Annotated in this window: 18 protein-coding genes and 1 other annotated feature; of the genes, 17 read left to right on the top strand and 1 reads right to left on the bottom strand. The window is 41.1% G+C overall.

The genetic code is table 11. The features are described from left to right. From ACRPLQ_RS01265 to pyrE, 17 genes are all read left to right on the top strand, one after another. A complete protein-coding gene (locus ACRPLQ_RS01265) occupies window positions 1-270 on the top strand; it encodes a YggT family protein (protein WP_028411469.1) in 270 nt (89 codons plus the stop codon). Window positions 271-321: 51 nt separating this feature from the next. Next, window positions 322-1,095, top strand: a complete 774-nt coding sequence (locus ACRPLQ_RS01270; protein WP_013058946.1) for an RNA-binding protein — start codon at window positions 322-324, stop codon at window positions 1,093-1,095. A gap of 84 nt (window positions 1,096-1,179) precedes the next feature. Continuing rightward, window positions 1,180-1,674 (top strand): DivIVA domain-containing protein, encoded by a 495-nt coding sequence (locus ACRPLQ_RS01275; protein WP_013058945.1) that lies wholly within the window; start codon window positions 1,180-1,182, stop codon window positions 1,672-1,674. A gap of 69 nt (window positions 1,675-1,743) precedes the next feature. Then, window positions 1,744-1,964, top strand: a binding site (T-box leader). Window positions 1,965-2,035: 71 nt separating this feature from the next. Further along, entirely contained in the window at window positions 2,036-4,801 is a 2,766-nt protein-coding gene (ileS, locus tag ACRPLQ_RS01280) for an isoleucine--tRNA ligase (protein ID WP_014458384.1), read from the top strand. A gap of 170 nt (window positions 4,802-4,971) precedes the next feature. Further along, the gene (locus tag ACRPLQ_RS01285; RefSeq protein WP_028411468.1) at window positions 4,972-5,259 is read left to right on the top strand and encodes a conjugal transfer protein TraR; all 288 of its coding nucleotides are present in this window, start codon (window positions 4,972-4,974) and stop codon (window positions 5,257-5,259) included. An 80-nt stretch (window positions 5,260-5,339) separates the two neighbouring features. Next, the gene (lspA, locus tag ACRPLQ_RS01290; protein WP_013084844.1) at window positions 5,340-5,807 is read left to right on the top strand and encodes a signal peptidase II; all 468 of its coding nucleotides are present in this window, start codon (window positions 5,340-5,342) and stop codon (window positions 5,805-5,807) included. Further along, the gene (locus tag ACRPLQ_RS01295) at window positions 5,804-6,718 is read left to right on the top strand and encodes an RluA family pseudouridine synthase (protein ID WP_013058941.1); all 915 of its coding nucleotides are present in this window, start codon (window positions 5,804-5,806) and stop codon (window positions 6,716-6,718) included. The genes lspA and ACRPLQ_RS01295 overlap by 4 nt, the downstream gene beginning before the upstream one ends. A gap of 191 nt (window positions 6,719-6,909) precedes the next feature. Then, the gene (pyrR, locus tag ACRPLQ_RS01300) at window positions 6,910-7,452 is read left to right on the top strand and encodes a bifunctional pyr operon transcriptional regulator/uracil phosphoribosyltransferase PyrR (RefSeq protein WP_013058940.1); all 543 of its coding nucleotides are present in this window, start codon (window positions 6,910-6,912) and stop codon (window positions 7,450-7,452) included. Window positions 7,453-7,608: 156 nt separating this feature from the next. Continuing rightward, entirely contained in the window at window positions 7,609-8,916 is a 1,308-nt protein-coding gene (locus ACRPLQ_RS01305) for a uracil-xanthine permease family protein (protein WP_028411467.1), read from the top strand. 148 nt (window positions 8,917-9,064) lie between these two features. Continuing rightward, on the top strand, window positions 9,065-10,003 hold the full coding sequence (locus ACRPLQ_RS01310) for an aspartate carbamoyltransferase catalytic subunit (RefSeq protein WP_028411466.1): 939 nt from the start codon (window positions 9,065-9,067) through the stop codon (window positions 10,001-10,003). After that, entirely contained in the window at window positions 9,966-11,255 is a 1,290-nt protein-coding gene (locus ACRPLQ_RS01315) for a dihydroorotase (RefSeq protein WP_045290205.1), read from the top strand. The genes ACRPLQ_RS01310 and ACRPLQ_RS01315 overlap by 38 nt, the downstream gene beginning before the upstream one ends. Further along, entirely contained in the window at window positions 11,240-12,325 is a 1,086-nt protein-coding gene (locus tag ACRPLQ_RS01320) for a carbamoyl phosphate synthase small subunit (protein ID WP_028411464.1), read from the top strand. Before ACRPLQ_RS01315 ends, ACRPLQ_RS01320 begins: the two co-directional genes overlap by 16 nt. Further along, entirely contained in the window at window positions 12,325-15,537 is a 3,213-nt protein-coding gene (carB, locus tag ACRPLQ_RS01325) for a carbamoyl-phosphate synthase large subunit (RefSeq protein ID WP_014458390.1), read from the top strand. Before ACRPLQ_RS01320 ends, carB begins: the two co-directional genes overlap by 1 nt. After that, window positions 15,534-16,307 carry a dihydroorotate dehydrogenase electron transfer subunit gene (locus ACRPLQ_RS01330; protein WP_034265289.1) on the top strand — a complete coding sequence of 258 codons (774 nt, stop codon included), beginning with the start codon at window positions 15,534-15,536 and terminating at the stop codon, window positions 16,305-16,307. The genes carB and ACRPLQ_RS01330 overlap by 4 nt, the downstream gene beginning before the upstream one ends. Beyond that, window positions 16,304-17,245: a dihydroorotate dehydrogenase gene (locus ACRPLQ_RS01335; protein WP_013058933.1), complete on the top strand. Its 942-nt coding sequence runs from the start codon at window positions 16,304-16,306 to the stop codon at window positions 17,243-17,245. The genes ACRPLQ_RS01330 and ACRPLQ_RS01335 overlap by 4 nt, the downstream gene beginning before the upstream one ends. After that, entirely contained in the window at window positions 17,217-17,939 is a 723-nt protein-coding gene (gene pyrF, locus ACRPLQ_RS01340; protein WP_028411462.1) for an orotidine-5'-phosphate decarboxylase, read from the top strand. Before ACRPLQ_RS01335 ends, pyrF begins: the two co-directional genes overlap by 29 nt. Then, entirely contained in the window at window positions 17,936-18,574 is a 639-nt protein-coding gene (pyrE, locus tag ACRPLQ_RS01345) for an orotate phosphoribosyltransferase (protein WP_029715075.1), read from the top strand. The genes pyrF and pyrE overlap by 4 nt, the downstream gene beginning before the upstream one ends. A gap of 34 nt (window positions 18,575-18,608) precedes the next feature. On the opposite strand, the gene ACRPLQ_RS01350 is transcribed toward pyrE, so the two are convergent. Beyond that, a complete protein-coding gene (locus ACRPLQ_RS01350; protein WP_176343453.1) occupies window positions 18,609-20,321 on the bottom strand; it encodes an Rqc2 family fibronectin-binding protein in 1,713 nt (570 codons plus the stop codon). Window positions 20,322-20,365 lie beyond the last annotated feature (44 nt).

The raw sequence follows: 20,365 nt of genomic DNA on the forward strand, positions 1-20,365 counted from the left end.
TTGGACATCGTTTTTGGGATTCTCGCAAAATTAATTGGGCTTTACTCATGGGCACTGATTATTTACATTTTGATGTCTTGGGTACCCGATGTAAGAGCATCTAAGTTTGGTCAGCTGCTTGGCAGCATTTGTGAACCTTACTTAGAGCCTTTTCGTAAAATCATTCCGCCTATTGGCATGATTGATATTTCACCTCTTGTTGCAATCTTTTTACTACGATTTGCGGAAAGAGGCGTGTATTCACTTAATAATGTGATGGGGTTTATTTAAAAAAGGAATCGCTGGATTCCTTTTTTACATACCAATAGTAGGAGTAATAATATGTCTATTTATGAACATTTTAGGCAAGAAGAACATGGGTTTATTGATCAAGTTCTTCAGTGGAAAGAAGATGTCCTACATCAATACAGCCCAAAATTAACGGACTTTTTAGATCCAAGAGAGCAGCAGATTGTGACGGCTATTGTCGGGACTGAAGGAGAGGTTCAAGTTTCATTTGATGGTGGACAACCGTTTGCTGAACGCAAGCGTGCGCTGCTATATCCGGATTACTATGTGCCTGAAAGCGAAGATTTTCAGTTGCATATGTACGAATTGAATTATCCTAAAAAGTTTGTGACGATTGAACATCCTCAAGTTCTTGGTTCGGCGATGTCCTTAGGACTGCGCCGTTCAAAATTTGGCGATATTTTGGTCGCGGGAGACGATATTCAGCTTGTAGCCGCAGAGGAAATTTCTTCTTATATTGAGATGAATTTAACATCAATTGGAAAAGCCAAAGTTTCACTTTCTTCTATTCAAAGAGAGCAGCTGCATGTGGTAAAAGAAGAGCTGATTGAACACGTTTATACAGTTTCTTCAATGAGGCTTGATGTTTTGCTGTCGACCATTCACAATTTATCAAGACAAAAAGTCCAGCCGTTTATTGCAAATGGAGCGGTAAAAGTAAATTTTAAAGTCATTGAACAGCCTTCTTTTGAATGTCATGAAGGTGATATTTTGTCGCTTCGTGGCCACGGCAGAAGTCGTATCGTTTCACTTGAAGGCAAAACCAAAAAAGAAAAATGGCGAATTGTTGTAGGAAAGCAGAAATAAAGAAATCTACTAGCAGGAAATTTTAAAAATATGTCGAATAAACCATTACTAATGATGTAATGAGACAACACGGAGGTGGCCTAGATGCCTTTAACCCCTTTGGATATTCATAACAAAGAGTTTAATCGCGGATTTCGCGGATATGATGAAGATGAAGTAAATGAGTTTCTTGACCAAGTAATTAAAGACTATGAGCTGGTAATGCGTGATAAAAAGGAGTTAGAAGGAAGAGTATCTGAATTAACAGATCGTCTTGGACATTTTACTAACATCGAAGAAACGTTAAATAAATCAATTTTAATTGCTCAAGAAGCAGCGGAAGATGTAAAGCGAAACGCTGAAAAAGAAGCGAAGCTCATTATAAAAGAAGCAGAAAAAAATGCGGACCGTATTATTAATGAAGCACTGTCTAAGTCTCGTAAAATTGCGATGGACATTGAGGAGACGAAAAAGCAGTCTAAAGTATTTAGAACCCGTTTCAAAATGTTAATTGAAGCACAGCTTGAAATGTTAAACAGCGATGACTGGGATCAGTTGATGGATTATGAGATGCCAGCGCTAGAAGAAAAAATTGACTAGTCAAGACATCATCTTGACTTCTCACGTTTTGTTGTCATATAATTTGGTAACAGATGAAATTTCATATCAAACAGTACGGAGACAGGGACAGTAGCTTTTTTAGTTTGTCAAAGCGAATCGAGGATGGTGCGAGCTCGATAACAAACAAAAGAGTGAAAATCACCCTAGAGTACCATTGCTGAAATGATGATAGTAAGCAGTGGCGGTTTATTCACGTTACGAATGCAAAGAGGATTTGCGTGCAGCAAATCTACTAGGGTGGTACCGCGGGAGGCCTTCTCGTCCCTTTTTGGGATGAGGAGGTCTTTTTGTTATGGTGCAAAAAGATATGAAATTTACGTTTTTTTTTGGAGGGTAAAACATGGAATATAAAGATACATTATTGATGCCAAAAACTGAATTTCCGATGCGTGGAAATTTACCGAACCGCGAGCCTAAAATGCAAGAACAGTGGGCTGAAATGAATATTTATGAAAAAGTACAAAAACGTACGGAAGGCCGCCCGCTATTCGTCCTGCATGATGGACCTCCATATGCCAATGGCGATATTCACATGGGACATGCCTTAAATAAAATCTTAAAAGATTTTATCGTTCGCTATAAGTCGATGTCAGGCTTCTGCGCACCTTATGTGCCAGGCTGGGATACACACGGCTTGCCAATTGAAACGGCTTTAACAAAAAATAAAAAAGTAAACCGCAAAGAAATGACAGTAGCTGAATTCCGTAAGCTTTGCGAACAGTATGCTTGGGAACAAGTAAACGGCCAGCGTGAGCAGTTCAAGCGTTTAGGCGTACGCGGAGATTGGGATAATCCATATGTAACGCTTCAGCCACAGTACGAAGCGCAGCAAATCAAAGTATTTGGCGATATGGCGAAAAAAGGCTATATCTACAAAGGATTAAAACCTGTATACTGGTCTCCTTCAAGTGAATCTGCTTTAGCAGAAGCGGAAATTGAATACTATGACAAGCGTTCAGCTTCTATTTACGTAGCGTTTAATGTGAAAGATGGTAAAGGCGTGCTTGAACAAGATGAAAAATTCATCATTTGGACGACAACACCATGGACAATGCCAGCTAACCAAGGGATTGCTGTCAATCCCGAGCTTCAGTACAGCGTGGTTGAAGCAGATGGAGCAAAATATGTAGTAGCAACTGAACTTATTGAAACAGTTGCTAAAGAAATTGAATGGGCTGACTATAAGACACTTCGTACAGTAAAAGGTTCAGAACTTGAACGCGTGGTAGCTGAACATCCAATCTACAAGCGTGATTCTTTAGTTGTTCTTGGCGATCACGTAACGACTGATGCTGGTACTGGCTGTGTTCATACAGCACCGGGACACGGGGAAGACGACTTTATCGTTGGTCAAAAATACGGTTTGGAAGTTCTTTGTCCAGTTGATAGTAAGGGTCATATGACGAATGAAGCACCAGGATTTGAAGGATTATTCTATGATAAAGCGAATAAGCCGATTACCGACAAACTAGAAGAAGAAGGCGCGCTGTTAAAATTAAGTTTCATTACCCACTCATATCCACATGACTGGCGTACGAAGAAACCAACAATTTTCCGTGCAACAGCACAGTGGTTTGCGTCTATTAAAGATTTCCGTGAAGATTTATTAAAAGCAGTAGAAAAAACAGAATGGGTGCCTACTTGGGGTGAAACGCGACTTTATAACATGGTGCGTGACCGCGGAGACTGGTGTATTTCTCGTCAACGTGCATGGGGCGTTCCGATTCCAGTATTTTATGCTGAAAATGATGAGCCAATCATTACGGACGAGACAATTGAGCACGTATCAAATCTATTTAGAGAACATGGATCAAACGTATGGTTTGAGCGTGAAGCAAAAGACTTGCTTCCAGAAGGCTTTACTCATGAAGGAAGCCCAAATGGCCGTTTCACAAAAGAAACAGACATCATGGACGTATGGTTTGACTCTGGTTCTTCACATCAAGCTGTTCTTGAAGAGCGTGAAGACTTACAGCGTCCGGCTGATTTGTATTTAGAAGGTTCTGACCAATACCGCGGCTGGTTTAATTCAAGTCTTTCTACAAGTGTAGCTGTAACAGGTGAAGCACCTTATAAAGGCGTACTTAGCCACGGATTTGCTTTAGACGGTGAAGGTCGCAAAATGAGTAAGTCATTAGGGAATGTTGTAATTCCAGAAAAAGTAATGAAACAACTAGGTGCGGATATTTTACGTCTATGGGTAGCTTCTGTAGATTACCAAGCGGATGTTCGTGTATCTGATAACATTTTAAAACAAGTAGCAGAAGTATATCGTAAAATCCGCAACACGTTCCGTTTCTTACTAGGAAACCTAGCGGACTTTAATCCAACAACTGACGCTGTAGCCGTTGAAGACCTTCGTGAAGTAGACCGCTACATGCTTGTGAAGCTGAACAAATTAATTGATAAAGTGAAAAAATCTTATGATTCATATGAATTCTCAAGCATTTATCACGCAGTGCATAATTTCTGTACAATTGATATGAGTTCATTCTACTTAGACTTTGCAAAAGATGTATTGTACATTGAAGCAGAAAATAATGTAGAGCGTCGCAGCATTCAAACGGTTCTTTATGAAACGTTATTATCGTTAACGAAATTAGTGTCTCCAATTCTTTCTCATACAGCAGACGAAGTATGGGTTCACATTCCGAACGTAACGGAAGAAAGCGCGCAGCTAGTTGATATGCCAGAGGTTCAAGAAATTGAAGGAGCAGATCAATTAGTAGAGAAATGGGATGCGTTCATGGAGCTTCGCGATGAAGTCTTAAAAGCGCTAGAACAAGCTCGTAATGAAAAAGTAATCGGTAAGTCTTTAGAAGCAAAATTAACGCTGTATCCAACAGCAGATACGAAAGAGCTGTTAGCCTCTATTTCTGAAAATGTAGGTCAACTCTTCATCGTTTCAGATCTCGAGGTAGCAGAAGGTGAAGCGCCTGCTGAAGCACAAAAATTCAGCTATGCTTCAATTGTTGTAAGTAAAGCAGAAGGTGAGAAGTGTGAGCGCTGCTGGGTAGTATCACCAACAGTTGGCGAAGATCAAGATCACCCAACTTTATGTACACGCTGTGCGGATGTTGTGAAAAATCACTACGTTCAGCAGTAATGAACAAAAGCACGTCCTTTTTGGGCGTGTTTTTTGCTGTACGAAATTCCCAAATACAATGGTATAAAGCATTCAAAGCCTTAGGAAAAACTTGTGTTGTAGATTCGATGGAAAACTCGGTAAACCTAACATCATTAATACTTCATCTTATCAGCACAGGAGGCGTTTGCATGTATGAAAATTATCTTTCCATTGGACAGGAATTAGCTCTTATCAAAGAAGAATTACAAGATCGCCTATTGAGATATGCTACAGAACAATCTGGTTATATAGATGAAAAGGAACGTTACGTAATAGAAATGATTAAAGCCGATTTAAAAGATGTAGAACACGCGCTAGCAAAGCTTGACGTTGGTGCGTTTGGAATTGATGAACTAACTGGCGAAGTGATGTCTATTCATAAATTAAAAGTAATGCCGACGGCCCGCACAAACGAAGATTTATTTGTTTTCTGGTGAGAAGCGAGAAAAAAAATGAATTATGTGCTAAAATGCTTTAGTATGGATTCGTTTGATTTTATTGCGGGAGGAAAACGTTTGTGTTTTATTATCTTATCGCTTTAGCTGTTATACTTATTGATCAGGTAACAAAATGGATGATTGTAAAAGAAATGTATTATGGACAAAGCATTACCGTAATTGAAAACTTTCTTTACATTACCTCTCATCGTAACAGAGGAGCCGCGTGGGGGATTCTACAAGGACAGATGTGGTTCTTTTATCTTATTACGGTGGTTGTGGTAGTCGGTTTAATAATTTATATTCAAAAGCTCAAAAAACAAGATAAATGGTTCGGTATTGCGCTAGCATTAATGTTAGGCGGCGCCATTGGAAACTTTATTGATCGAGTGGTCCGTAAAGAAGTAGTTGATTTCGTAAATACATACATCTTTACGTATGATTTTCCGATTTTTAACGTAGCTGATTCGGCACTTGTCGTCGGAGTAATCATCATGTTTATTATGACGCTGTTTGAAGGGAAAATGAAGAAGGAGCACAAAGAATGAATGTAATTGAAACAGTTATAAATGAAGAACAAGCGGGAGAACGTATTGATAAAGTACTTTCGACTGTAAATGCAGAATGGTCACGTTCACAAGTGCAGCAGTGGATCAAAGAAGGTCATGCAAAAGTGAATGATAAAACCGTTAAAGGAAACTATAAATGTAAAACAGGAGACGCTATTATTATTGAAGTGCCGGAACTAGAGGAGCTTGATGTGGTAGCGGAAGAAATGGATTTAGATATTTATTATGAAGATCAAGATGTGCTTGTTGTAAATAAACCTCGCGGCATGGTTGTACATCCAGCTCCAGGTCATCATAGCGGCACGCTTGTAAACGGCTTAATGGCTCACTGTAAAGATTTATCCGGTATTAACGGCGTTATGCGCCCTGGGATCGTTCATCGAATTGATAAAGATACGTCAGGTTTACTTATGGTTGCAAAAAATGATTTAGCTCATGAATCACTAGTTAGTCAGCTTGTAGCTAAAACAGTGACGCGTCGCTATAAAGCTATCGTTCACGGAGTAATTGCGCACGATCACGGTACAATTGATGCGCCAATCGGCCGAGATAAGCAAGATCGTCAAAGCATGACGGTCACTGATGAAAACAGTCGTGATGCAGTGACGCACTTTACTGTATTGCAGCGTTTTAAAGATTTTTCACTAGTCGAATGTAAGCTAGAAACGGGGCGAACACACCAAATTCGCGTTCACATGAAGTATATTGGCTTTCCGCTTGCTGGAGATCCGAAGTACGGACCGAAAAAAACGCTTCCGATTGACGGACAAGCACTTCATGCAGGTGTATTAGGCTTTATTCACCCTCGTACAAATGAATATATGGAATTTGAAGCACCGGCTCCAAAAGAGTTTAATGAGATGCTAGAGCTTATTGAAAAAAGAAGTTGACAACTGCCATAAGTGATGGCATACTTGTATTAACTTAATAAGAACCTTTAAGAACAGTCCAGAGAGGCTGAGAAGGAAACGGTGCAGAAAAGGCATACTTATAGCCTTTTTGAAGAAATATGTCTAAAACCAAATCCTCTTGCCTCAAGGCAAGAGGATTTTTTTATGTCAACAACTTGAGGTGAAAAACAGTGAACGTAAAAGCTACCGTCCTTGACGAACAGGCTATCCGCCGCGCTTTAACTCGAATTGCACATGAGATTATTGAAAAGAATAAAGGAATCGAAAATTGTGTGCTAGTGGGGATTAAAACGCGAGGTATTTATATCGCAAAACGTTTAGCAGAACGAATTGCACAAATTGAAGGAAACACATTGCCAGTCGGAGAACTAGACATCACGCTTTACCGAGATGATTTATCGAAAGTGACAAGCAATGACGAACCTCTCGTAAAAGGATCAGATATTCCGACAGATATTGCAAATAAGAACGTCATCTTAGTAGACGATGTGTTATATACGGGCCGTACGGTTCGAGCAGCACTTGATGCACTAATTGATATCGGTCGACCGGAACTCATTCAGCTGGCTGTTTTAGTGGATAGAGGACACCGCGAGCTGCCGATTCGAGCAGACTATGTTGGTAAAAACGTACCGACAGCTAAAAGTGAAAAAATTGCGGTGCATTTGATGGAAGTAGACGAAAAAGACCACGTGTCTATTTACGAAAAATAAATTATATACCCTTTTAAATAGTAGTCCCGTGAGGCTGCAAAAGGGGGGTCACTATACAAGGAAAACTATACTGCGGTATAGCGTCTTCCTTGTATGCTGAAAACCTCTTTGCCTCTGCGTAAAGAGGTTTTTTTATAGTGATAGGAGGAAAAACATATGAGTCAACAACGAGATTTTGTACTTGATATACATGATAAACCAAAAGCAGTAAATTGGTTAACATTGAGTCTGCAGCATTTGTTTGCAATGTTTGGATCGACGGTGCTAGTGCCGTTCCTAGTCGGATTCAGCCCGGCAATTGCTTTGATTTCAAGCGGGGTAGGAACGCTTGCTTTCCTGCTCATTACAAGAGGTCAAATTCCTTCTTACCTTGGTTCATCGTTCGCGTTCATCACGCCAATCATTTTCGCAAAAGCTTCGTTTGGACCTGAAGAAACGATGGTTGGCTGTTTCTTAGCCGGACTTGTGTATGGAATCGTTGCTTTGATTATAAAAGGAACAGGAATTAATTGGATTATGAAGCTGCTTCCTCCGGTTGTAGTAGGACCAGTTATTATGGTTATAGGCTTAGGATTAGCTAATACAGCAGTAGGCATGGCGATGAACGATGCAAAAGGAAATTACAGCTTAACTTACCTGATGGTTGCGCTTGTGACACTAGCGATAACAGTTGCTTGCTCAATCTTCTTTAAAAACATTATCAGCCTGATTCCGGTACTGATGGGAATTATCGGCGGATACATCTTCGCTTATACACAAGGATTGGTAGACTTTTCAAAGGTAATGAAAGCAGAGTGGATTGAAATACCTCACTTCTACGTGCCGTTCGTCACATACACGCCGTCCATTTCATTAGGGATTGTGCTTATCATGGTACCTGTAGCAGTCGTAACACTTTCAGAACATATTGGACACATTCTTGTTTTAAATAAGATTGTGGATCGAAACTATATTGAAAAGCCAGGGCTGCACAGATCGATTTTAGGAGACGGAGTAGCCACTATGCTTGCTGCGCTGATCGGCGGACCTCCAAACACAACATATGGTGAGAACATCGGAGTGTTAGCCATCACAAAGGTGCTTAGCGTATTTGTAATAGCAGGAGCAGCAGTCTTCGCGATTTTGTTCGGGTTTGTCGGCAAAATCAACGCTCTTATTTCAAGTATACCAACGCCGGTCATGGGTGGGATTTCAATTCTCTTATTCGGAATCATTGCTTCATCAGGCTTGCGCATGATGGTGGATGCAAAGGTAGATCTTGGATCAAAACGAAACTTAATGATTGCTTCGATTATCTTAGTGTTAGGAATCGGAGGAGCACACTTAGATATCTCAGAACATGTAAAGATTGATAGCATGGCACTGTCTGCTATCATGGGAGTTCTGCTGAATCTAGTTCTGCCGAAAGAGAAGATAAAAGAAGCAGAAAACGTTCAACAAACGTCAGCACGAAAAATTTCATAGAACGCCTTTTAATTGAAATCCAGAGAGGTTTCTAAGGGTGTGTGAAAAGCGCGTTATAGACGAAGCTTGTTTTCTTACACCCTTTCTAAGTTAGAAAGGGTGTTTTTTATAAAGAAATGCGAGGAAAGCAAAAATGGAGGGAATCGATATGAAACATTTAGTGACAGTCTCAACACTAGAAACAAATGAAATTCTAGAGATTTTAGACAGCGCTGAAAACTATCGAACGAATAAACAAGGATGGAAACCGGAAGAGAAAATGTTTGTTGCCAACTTATTTTTTGAAGCGAGCACGCGTACTCGATGCAGCTTTGAAATGGCAGAACAGCAGCTAGGATTAACAACAATTCCGTTTGAAGTAACAACTTCAAGCGTCCAAAAAGGAGAAACGCTTTATGACACGATTGAAACATTAGCTTCAATCGGTGTTCAGTCAGTTGTTATTCGCCACCCGCAAGATCGTTATTATGAAGCACTGCAGGAAAAAGTATCGATTCCCATCATTAATGCAGGAGACGGATGCGGTCAGCATCCAACTCAGTGTCTGCTTGATCTACTGACAATTCGCCAAGAGTTCGGCTCGTTTAAAGGATTAAAAGTCGCAATAGTCGGAGATTTGCGACATAGCCGCGTAGCGAGATCGAATGCAGAAATGCTGACGAAACTAGGGGCGACCGTATATTTTGCGGGACCTGAAGAATGGAAAGATGAAGAGAACAGACACGGTACATATCTTGATATCGATGAAGCAATCGAAACGGTCGATGTTGTGATGCTACTGCGTATTCAATTTGAAAGGCATGAAGAGAACACTTCAGAGCTTGCAAAGAACTACCATAGCCGCTTCGGATTAACCGTTGAAAGAGAGCGGAAAATGAAATCACATAGCATTATTCTTCATCCAGCTCCGGTGAACAGAGGAGTCGAAATTGCAGATGAGCTCGTTGAATGTGAACGCTCAAGAATTTTTAAACAAATGCAAAATGGCGTATACATTCGCATGGCAGTATTAGCAAGAGCGCTACAACCAATTGAAAGGGGACTTAATAATGACAACAATTATCAAAAATGCTACATGGTTAAATGAAGGAAAAATTGAAAAAGTCGAACTGAAAATTGAAAATGGTGTAATTGCTGAAATAGCTTCACACATTGACGTACAGAATGAAGAAGTCATTGATGCAGGCGGGAACTTCTTATCACCGGGTTTAATCGATGTCCACGTTCACTTGCGTGAGCCAGGGGGAGAAAAGAAAGAAACAATTGAAACAGGTACTCTAGCAGCTGCAAAGGGCGGTTTTACAGCAATTGCTGCAATGCCGAACACGCGTCCAGTGCCTGATACTGTTGAACAAATGGAGTGGGTAAACAAGCGCATTGAAGAAACAGCACATGTGCGCGTATTACCGTACGCATCGATTACTACTCGTCAATTGGGAAAAGAATTAACGGACTTTGAAGGCTTAAAAGAAGCGGGAGCATTTGCTTTTACAGATGATGGAGTAGGGGTTCAGTCAACAGGAATGATGCTAGAAGCGATGAAAAAAGCCGCTTCATTAAACAAAGCAATCGTTGCACACTGTGAAGATAATGATTTAATTAACAAAGGCTGCGTACACGACGGGAAATTTGCAAAAGAACATGGACTAAACGGTATCCCATCTATCTGCGAAGCCGTTCAAATTGCACGAGATGTCCTGCTTGCTGAAGCAGCAAACTGTCACTACCATGTGTGTCACGTAAGTACAAAAGAATCCATTCGCGCCATTCGTGATGCGAAAAAAGCAGGCATTCGCGTAACTGCAGAAGTAACGCCTCATCATCTGTTACTAAATGAAGAAGATATCCCGGGACTTGATTCGAATTTCAAAATGAATCCGCCGCTTCGAGGAAAAGATGATCAACAGGCATTAATTGAAGCTTTATTAGACGGAACGCTTGATTTTATCGCCACTGATCACGCACCGCACACAGCGGACGAAAAAGCAGAAGGCATGGAGCTTGCGCCGTTTGGAATTGTGGGACTTGAAACAGCTTTCCCGCTTCTTTATACAAACTTGGTATTAAAAGAAGTAATGACGCTAGAGCAGCTAGTATCGTATTTAACAAACAAGCCGGCTGAAACATTCAACCTTCCTTATGGCACGATTGAAGTGGGAAAAACAGCGGATTTAACCATCATTGATCTTGAAACAGAAAAAGCAATTAATCCAGAAGAATTTGTATCCAAAGGTAAAAACACGCCGTTTGCTAACTGGGTATGCAAAGGTTGGCCGGTAATGACATTAGTAGAAGGTAAACGAGTATGGGAGGATGTTAAAGCATGCAACGTCAACTAATTTTAGAAGATGGAACAGTATTTATCGGAAAAGGATTCGGCAGCGACAAAGAAATGACAGGAGAAGTTGTTTTCAACACGGGAATGACAGGATATCAAGAAATTCTATCTGATCCGTCATACTGTGCACAAATTGTGACATTAACATATCCTTTAATCGGAAACTACGGTATTAACCGCGATGACTTTGAGTCGATTGAACCAGCTGTACACGGTTTGATTGTAAAAGAAATTTGTGATGCTCCTTCAAACTTCAGAAGCGAACTATCAGTAGATGAATTTTTAAAACAAAAAGATATTCCAGGATTAGCTGGAATCGACACGCGAAAATTAACGCGAAAAATTCGTCAGCACGGTGCGCTTCGCGGACGCGTGTGCAGCATGGAAGTCAATGTAGAAGAAGTGGTAGCACAGCTTCAAAATCATGAACTTCCGACTGATTCAGTTAAAAAAGTATCAACGGTGAAGCCTTACCCAAGCCCAGGCAGAGGTAAAAAAGTGGTACTCGTTGACTTTGGAATGAAACACGGAATTTTACGTGAATTAACAGCTCGTCAATGCGACGTGATTGTGGTTCCTTATAACGTAACTGCGCAAGAAATTCTTCAATTAAATCCAGATGGCATCATGTTAAGCAACGGACCTGGAGACCCAAAAGACGTACCGGAAGCAATCGAGATGATTCAAGGGGTTTTAGGGAAGGTTCCGCTTTTCGGAATTTGTTTAGGACATCAGCTGTTTGCCCTAGCATGCGGAGCAGATACAGAAAAAATGAAATTTGGTCATCGTGGATCCAACCATCCTGTAAAGGATCTAAAAACCAATAAAGTAGCTCTTACATCTCAAAACCACGGCTATACAGTGTGTGAGCCATCTCTTGTCAACACGCCATTAGAAGTGACGCACGTTGCGCTTAACGATGGAACAGTTGAAGGAGTAAAGCATAAAGAATATCCGGCATTTACGGTTCAGTATCACCCTGAAGCATCACCGGGACCTGAAGATGCAAACGGATTGTTCAACGAATTTATGGATCTTATGAAAAACAATCAGAAAGTAGGTAATTGCTAATGCCAAAACGTCAAGATATTAACACAATTCTCGTAATCGGATCAGGACCAATCGTCATTGGACAGGCGGCAGAGTTTGACTATGCAGGAGCGCAAGCATGTATTGCGTTAAAAGAAGAAGGATACAAAGTTATTCTTGTGAACTCCAATCCTGCAACAATCATGACAGATTCAGAAATGGCAGACAAAGTATATATTGAACCTCTAACGGTTGAATTTGTAAGCTCAATTATTCGTAAAGAACGCCCGGATGCACTGCTTCCAACGCTTGGCGGTCAAACGGGACTGAACTTAGCGGTAGAATTACACGAAACGGGCATTTTAGAAGAATTTAACGTAGAAATTCTCGGGACAAAATTATCAGCGATTGAACAAGCTGAAGACCGTGAGCAGTTCCGTTCATTAATGAATGAACTAAATCAGCCTGTCCCAGCAAGTGAAATCATTCATTCACTAGACGAAGCGTATGCGTTTGTTGAACAAGTAAACTATCCGGTAATCGTGCGTCCTGCTTATACGCTTGGCGGTACGGGAGGCGGAATTTGTAACAACGAGCAAGAGCTGATTGAAATTGTAACAAGTGGGTTAAAACACAGTCCTGTAACACAGTGCTTACTTGAGAAAAGCATTGCAGGCTTTAAAGAAATTGAATATGAAGTAATGCGCGATGCAAACGATAATGCGATTGTAGTATGTAATATGGAAAACTTTGACCCGGTCGGTATTCATACGGGAGATTCAATTGTTGTAGCACCAAGCCAAACGCTAAGCGACCGTGAGTATCAGCTGCTTAGAAATGCGTCACTAACAATTATCCGAGCGCTTAAAATCGAAGGCGGATGTAACGTTCAGCTAGCACTAGACCCAGAAAGCTTCCAGTATTATGTAATTGAAGTAAACCCTCGTGTAAGCCGTTCGTCGGCCTTAGCATCAAAAGCAACAGGGTATCCAATTGCAAAATTAGCCGCAAAAATTGCGGTAGGGTTAACATTAGATGAAATGATGAACCCGGTAACTGGGAAGACATACGCATGTTTCGAACCTGCACTAGATTACATCGTATCTAAAATTCCACGCTGGCCGTTTGATAAATTTGAATCAGCTAACCGTAAACTAGGTACACAGATGAAGGCAACAGGGGAAGTAATGGCAATTGGCCGCACGTTCGAAGAGTCAATTTTAAAAGCCGTACGCTCACTTGAGTCAAACGTTCATCACTTAGAGTTAAAAGATGCGCATGAATTTGATGATGCCATTATTGAAAAACGTATTCGCAAAGCTGGCGATGAGCGATTATTCTACGTCGCAGAAGCCATTCGCCGCGGCGTAACAATTCAGCAAATTCACGAGTGGAGCAAAATCGATCTTTTCTTCTTAGTAAAACTTGAAAAAGTGATTGCTTTTGAAAATGTGTTAAAAGAAGAGATTCATAATGTAGAAGTTTTACAGGAAGCAAAAGAAATGGGATTTGCAGACTGCACGATTGCTAAGCTATGGAATCAAACAGAGCGTGAAGTATACGACTTCCGCAAACAAAACGGCGTGATGCCAGTATACAAAACGGTAGATACATGTGCAGCAGAATTTGAATCTACAACACCATATTTCTACGGTACGTTTGAAGATGAAAATGAATCGATTGTTACAGATCGTAAAAGCGTTGTAGTGTTAGGGTCAGGTCCGATCCGCATCGGGCAAGGAATTGAGTTTGACTATGCAACGGTTCACTCGGTGTGGGCGATTAAAGAAGCTGGATACGAAGCGATTATTGTCAATAACAATCCAGAAACAGTGTCAACTGACTTCAGTATTTCAGATAAATTATACTTCGAGCCGCTGACGATTGAAGATGTGATGCATATCATCGATTTAGAAAAACCAGAAGGTGTGGTTGTACAGTTCGGTGGTCAAACAGCAATCAACTTAGCGGATGAGCTAGAAGCAAGAGGGGTCAAGATCTTAGGTACGTCGCTTGAAAGCTTAGATGCAGCGGAAGACCGTAAAAAATTCGAAGCGACGCTAGCGCGTTTAGAAGTACCTCAGCCGCTTGGAAAGACGGTTACTTCAGTTGAAGAAGCAGTGGTTGTGGCAAAAGAAATTGGTTATCCGGTGCTTGTACGTCCTTCATACGTACTGGGCGGACGCGCGATGGAAATTGTGTACAAAGAAGAAGAGCTGCTTCATTATATGAAACACGCGGTAAAAGTACACGCTGATCATCCTGTATTAATCGACCGCTACTTAACAGGAAAAGAAATTGAAGTCGATGCCATTTCAGACGGTGAAACAGTGGTTATTCCAGGAATCATGGAGCATGTAGAGCGCGCGGGTGTCCACTCAGGCGACTCCATCGCTGTATACCCACCGCAAACTCTGTCACAGGACGTAAAAGATACGATCATTGATTACACAACACGAATTGCAAAAGGCTTAAACATTATTGGACTGCTTAACATTCAGTTCGTCTTATCAAAAGGAGAAGTGTTTGTTCTTGAAGTAAATCCTCGTTCAAGCCGTACGGTGCCGTTCTTAAGTAAAATCACGCGTATTCCGATGGCGAATGTGGCAACAAAAGTAATTTTAGGAACAAGTTTAAAAGATCTTGGCTATGAATCAGGCATGCACCCTGAAGAAGAAGGCGTCTACGTAAAAGTGCCGGTCTTCTCATTTGCAAAGCTGCGCCGCGTAGATATTACGCTTGGACCTGAAATGAAATCTACTGGAGAAGTAATGGGGCAAGATTCAACGTACGAAAAAGCATTATATAAAGGACTAATTGCGTCAGGTATGTCCATTAAGCCGTACGGTTCAGTACTTATGACAGTAGCGGATAAAGATAAAGAAGAGGCAACAGCGTTAGCAAAGCGCTTTGCTAATATTGGCTATCAAGTGATTGCAACGGAAGGAACAGCTTCAACGTTTACAAAAGAAGACATTCGCGTAAAAATAGTAAATAAAATTCATCATGAAGATCACAATCTTTTAGATGTGATACGAAAAGGTGAAGCCCAGCTGGTCATCAACACGCTAACAAAAGGAAAACAGCCTGCGCGTGACGGATTTAAAATTCGCCGTGAAGCAGTTGAAAATGGCGTACCTTGCTTAACATCACTTGATACAGCAGAAGCGATTTTACGAGTGCTTGAAACGATCAGCTTCCATACAACGCCAATGAAAAAAGTTCGTCCAACCAAAGAGGTGACAACCGTATGATCAAACATGAAATGATGCAAGTCGTCAGTCAGCGACCGTTAACACACAATGTATATGAATTAACCCTTCAAGGCGAGCTTGTTCGTTTCATGAATGAGCCGGGGCAGTTTGTGCATATCCGCGTCAACAACGACTATTTGCCACTGCTTCGCAGACCAATCAGTATTGCAGAAATTGATCAAACGCACGAACAATTTACGATGATTTACCGTGCAGAAGGGGCGGGAACATCGCTGCTGGCCGAAAAACAAGCCGGACAGTCGATTGACGTGCTAGGTCCCCTTGGCCACGGTTTTCCATTAGATGCAATAGAGTCAGGTCAAACGGCTTTATTAGTAGGGGGAGGCATTGGAGTGCCTCCGCTCTATGAGCTTTCAAAAAGACTTCGTGAAAAAGGCGTGCAGGTTATCCACGTCCTGGGTTTTCAATCAAAAGCAGACGTATTTTATGAACGAGAGTTTTTAGCTTTAGGAGAAACATATATTGCAACGGTAGACGGCTCTTACGGAACAAAAGGTTTTGTCACAACGGTGATTGACGAGCATCAGTTTTCATATGACGTTATGTTTTCATGCGGTCCAACTCCGATGTTAAAAGCACTAGAAAATAATTATACAAACAAGCCGCTTTACATTTCTTTAGAAGAAAGAATGGGCTGTGGAATCGGCGCTTGCTTTGCATGTGTATGCAGGGAAAGTGAAGATTCTACGGCGTATAAAAAAATCTGCAGCGACGGTCCCGTCTTTCAAGCAGGGGAGGTGCTTCTATGAGTATGCTAAAAACGACATTGCCAGGGTTAGATTTGAAAAATCCAATTATGCCAGCATCCGGCTGCTTTGGATTTGGGCGTGAGTATGCTCAATTTTATTCACTTGATGCACTTGGAGCCATTATGATTAAAGCGACTACTGCTGAAACTCGTTTTGGCAATCCAACTCCTCGCGTAGCGGAAACATCTGCAGGAATGTTAAATGCGATTGGATTACAAAATCCTGGGCTAGAAAAAGTAATGAATGAAGAGCTCGTTTGGCTTCAGCAATATGATGTGCCGATTATCGCGAACGTAGCCGGTGCTTCAATTGAAGAATATGTGCACGTGGCAAAAGAAATTTCAACCGTATCAAATGTGAAAGCACTTGAATTGAATATTTCATGTCCTAACGTAAAGGAAGGCGGAATTGCGTTTGGCGTAGATCCTGTCATCGCTGCTCGTTTAACAAAAGCGGTAAAAGATGTTTCAAATGTTCCAGTTTATGTTAAACTATCACCAAACGTATCCAATATTGTAGACATGGCAATGGCTGTTGAAGAAGCTGGCGCGGATGGCTTAACGATGATCAATACGCTTCTCGGGATGCGTCTGGATTTGAAAACAGCTCAGCCGGTTTTAGCGAACGGCACAGGCGGACTGTCAGGACCTTCAATTAAACCGGTAGCGATTCGAATGGTGTATGAAGTGAGCCAAAAAGTAAACATTCCAATTATCGGTATGGGCGGAGTGACGACTGCTGAAGATGCACTTGAATTTTTATATGCAGGTGCAAGTGCCGTAGCGGTTGGTACAGCAAACTTTGTCGATCCGTATGTATGCCCAACCATCATTGACGAACTGCCAAGGCTATTAACATCATTAGGATACGAGCATGTTTCAGAATGTATCGGAAGGAGCTGGAAAAAGCGTGAAGCAACCGTTAATCATTGCTCTTGATTTTTCATCAATTAACGATGTACAGCAGTTTTTAATGCCTTTTCAACAAGAATCATTATTTGTGAAAGTAGGCATGGAACTGTTTTATAAAGAAGGGCTATCCATTATTTCTGCATTAAAAGAGCAAAACCACCAGATTTTCTTAGACTTAAAGCTTCATGATATTCCCAATACGGTAAAGCAAGGAATGAAGTCTTTGGCTTCTCTTGAAGTGGATTTGGTTAACGTTCACGCAGCCGGCGGAACGAATATGATGCAAGCAGCCGTTGAAGGACTTGACTTAGGAACCGCTGCTGGCAAAAAACGTCCGGATTGTATTGCGGTTACTCAGCTAACAAGTACATCGGATGAAATGCTAAAAGAGCAGCAGCTGATTACGCACTCGATGCAAGAAGTGGTTACGCATTATGCAGCGCTTGCTAAAAAAAGCGGACTAGACGGCGTTGTATGTTCTACTCATGAAGTGCCTTCGATTCGAAAAGCAGCAGGAGAGGACTTTTTGACCGTAACGCCGGGTATTCGTATGGGGGCAGATTCAGTAGATGACCAAGTCCGCGTAGCAACGCCTCAGCTAGCGAGAGAATATGGCTCAAGTGCCATTGTGGTTGGCCGTTCTATTACTAAAGCAAAAGACCCGCTTAAAGCATATTATGAGATGTTACAGCAGTGGAAAGGGGAGCGTATTACGCGATGACAAAACTACGAAAAGAAATTGCAAAACAATTAATTGATATTGAGGCAGTAAGCCTTCAACCGAACGATCCGTTTACGTGGGCCTCTGGAATTAAGTCGCCTATTTATTGTGACAACCGTCTAACGCTTAGCTACCCAAAAGTGCGAAAAGAAATTGCAAAAGGTCTGCAGCATTTAATTAAAACGTATTTTGCCAATGCAGAAGTGATTGCTGGTACAGCTACAGCTGGTATTCCTCATGCAGCATGGGTAAGTGAAGCGCTAGAGCTTCCAATGTGCTATGTGCGAAGCAAAGCAAAAGAACATGGACAAGGAAATCAAATTGAAGGAAAAGTAACAAAAGGTCAAAAAGTAGTTGTGATTGAAGATTTGATTTCAACTGGCGGAAGTGTATTTACCGCAGTCGATGCATTAAAAGCGCAGGGTTGTGAAGTACTGGGAGTTGTTTCTATCTTTACATATGAGCTGGAAAAAGCGCGTCAGCTGTTTAAAGAAAAAGAACTTCAAGTTTATTCTTTAACAGACTACTCTACGCTAGTAGAGGCGGCAAACGAAGCGGGATACATTGAAGAAGAAGCGATGGAAAAGCTATTTAAATGGCGTGAAAATCCTTCAGATCCTTCATGGATGAACTAAACTAAAAACCCCCTATATAGAAAGGGGGTTTTTGTTATGACTGGCGCAGCTTCAGTACAAGTTCTTCGCTAGGCGTTACGTACACCGTTTGCTGATTATCGTACGTCACAAAACCAGGTTTAGCACCGCTTGGTTTTTTTACGTGGCGAATTTTTGTATAGTCCACTGGTACCGAACTTGAATTCTTGGCTTTACTAAAGTAAGCAGCAAGGTGAGCCGCTTCTAAAATTGTTTCTTCTGAAGGCTCTTGGCTGCGGATAACAACGTGAGAACCCGGTATATCTTTCGTATGAAACCAAACGTCATCACGAGCAGCAAGGCGATTTGTTAAATACTCATTTTGCTTATTGTTTTTTCCAACTAAAATCGTCGTGCCGTCGCTTGAAACGTATTGTTCAAGTGTAGGCGTGGTGTTTTTTTGTTTTTTTGCTTGCTTTTGCTGACGGTTGCGCAAATATCCTTCTTCCACAAGCTCTTCGCGAATCTCGGCAATGTCTTTGTGAGTAGCAGTATCCATTTGCTGAATAAGTGATTCAAAATACTGTACTTCTTCGTTTGCTTTTTCAATCTGTTCGATTACAATCGAAACGGAATTTTTCGCTTTTTGATACTTTGTAAAATAGCTTTGAGCATTTTGAGACGGTGATTTTTGCGGATCTAATGAAATCGTAAGTGTACCGCTATTTTCATCGTAATAATTAATAACATCCACTTTCGCATCTCCTTTTTTGACAAGGTGTAAATTTGCCGTAAGGAGTTCACCGGCTAGCTGATAATCAGATGCTTTTTCTGCATTTTGTAGCGTTTGCTCAAGTTTTTTTATTTTTTTCTCATTTTTCTTTTTCTCGGTGGAAATAAACTGTACTAAATCATGCGCTTGCTGCTTTACACGATCTCGCTCTGCTTTCCCGTAGTAATAGCGGTCAAGAAGCTCGCTGATAGTTGCATACGTTTTTTTCGTACCCTCTAAATGCGTTAATTCGAGTAAATAAAAATAGTCTTTTTGATTAACGGTTGTCAGAGTCGGTGTAAACTGACCTTCTTTGATCAGCGTCATGGTTTCGACGAATGATTTTGGAAGGGTAGAACGATTCGCTAAGCCAGAGCGAAACACTACTTCATTTGCAATTAAAGGAGAAAGCCCTGAGAAGGTCTGCACTAGCTGACTGGCTAGCTTTCCGCTATTAAAATCAATTTTTTTAACCACGGTTTCCTCGTCCGCTTCAAATGGATGAAGCTTATCTTGGCTAGGAGGCAGTACGTAAGGAGCTCCGGGTAGAAGCGTACGATGCCTGTTCAAGGCCATTGGAACATGCTTAATACTGTCGATAATCGTTTGTTTTTCTTTATCTACAAGTACAACATTACTATGTCTTCCCATGATTTCAATAATAAGCTGCTTGTACGTCACGTCGCCAATTTCATTTCGTCCTTTTGTTTCAATGACTAAAATGCGGTCTAATCCAAGCTGATACACTTGTTCAATAATGCTTCCTTCTAAATGCTTGCGAAGAAGCATACAAAACATAGGAGGCTCAGATGGATTTTCATAGGGCTCATTTGTAAAATGAACGCGTGAATAGTTAGGGTGAGCTGAGATTAAAAGTTTGCGGTTTTCACCTTTAGCGCGTACTTGTAAAATCAACTCGTTTGGAAACGGCTGATATATTTTTGAAATTCGTCCTGAAACCAAGGTCTCAGATAATTCTTGTAAAATGCCATATGTAAAAATACCATCAAATGACACAGTGCTCACATCCTTAAGTAATTGAAAATTGTCCTATAGAAAAG

The sequence above is a fragment of the Priestia sp. TRN 1309 genome (genome assembly GCF_050846875.1).
Taxonomy (GTDB): Bacteria; Bacillota; Bacilli; order Bacillales; family Bacillaceae_H; genus Priestia; species Priestia zanthoxyli.